This window comes from Aquamicrobium sp. LC103 (assembly GCF_001014615.2).
Lineage (GTDB): Bacteria > Pseudomonadota > Alphaproteobacteria > Rhizobiales > Rhizobiaceae > LBCQ02.
In genome coordinates this window covers 1-1,144 of the sequence record NZ_LBCQ02000030.1, presented here as the reverse complement: position 1 = coordinate 1,144, position 1,144 = coordinate 1, and the positions used below count along the sequence as shown (strand labels likewise).

Here is a 1,144-nt window from a genome sequence, read left to right as displayed (position 1 = left end):
GCGTTGTGTTTCAGAACTCCTCCCATCCCTCGTCGGAGGTTTGGGCGAGGAGGGCGGCGGCCTGGCCGGCACCGCCGCTGGCCGCGACCGTCCTGAGGGCGGCCACCGGCGTCGACTTGCCGGCGGGCGTCTCCTCGCCCTTGCGCGACGCCGGCGCCTGTTGCACCGCCGCGCCGAGCCTGAAGCGCGACACCAGCCGCGCGAGCTCCTCCGCCTCCTGCGCAAGCGAATGGCTCGCCGCCGTGCTCTCCTCCACCATCGCCGCGTTCTGCTGCGTCACCTGGTCCATCTGGTTGACCGCCGTGTTGACCTCGCCGAGACCCGTCGACTGCTCGCGCGCCGACGCCGCGATCTCGCTCACCAGGCCGGTGATCTCGCCAACCTGCGCCACGATCTTCTCCAGCGCCGTGCCCGTCTGCCCGACAAGCTCGACTCCCTGCCCGACCTGCTGCGACGAGGTCGAGATCAGCGCCTTGATCTCCTTGGCAGCCTCCGCCGAGCGCTGCGCCAGCGCCCGCACCTCCGACGCCACCACCGCGAAGCCGCGGCCCGCCTCGCCGGCGCGCGCCGCCTCCACCCCCGCATTCAGCGCCAGGAGATTGGTCTGGAACGCGATCTCGTCGATCACCCCGATGATCTGCCCGATCTCCTGCGACGAGCGCTCGATCTGCGCCATCGCCGCCACCGCCTCGCCCACCACCGCGCCCGAGCGCTCCGCCCCCAGACGCGCCGCGGCCGTCACCTCGGACGCCTGATGCGCGCCTTCCGCCGTCTTGTGCACCGTCGCCGTGATCTCGTCGAGCGCCGCCGCCGTCTCCTCGAGGCTCGCCGCCTGCTGCTCGGTGCGCCGCGACAGGTCGTCCGCAGCCTGGCTGATCTCGCCGGTGCCCTCCCGCATCCCCTCGATCGCCCGCACGATCGTCGCCATCGCCTCCTGCAACTGGCCGGCCGTGTCGTTGAAATCCTCCTTCAGCTGCCGCGTCTCGGCCGCGAACGCCGCCTCGATGCGGAAGGTCAGGTCGCCGGCCGCCAGATGCGACAGCCCCTCGCCGAGCGCGCTGATCGCGACATGGTCCTCCTGCGCCTTGCGGGCCTTGTCCGCCTCGTTGCGCGCCCGCTCCGCCTCCGCCTCGCCGCGCGCCGC

At 72.8% G+C, this 1,144-nt stretch carries 1 protein-coding gene; it reads right to left on the bottom strand.

The features are described from left to right. Positions 1-10: 10 nt before the first annotated feature. Positions 11-1,144: methyl-accepting chemotaxis protein (locus XW59_RS29205; protein WP_047148037.1), on the bottom strand; the 1,134-nt coding region annotated here is incomplete at its 5' end.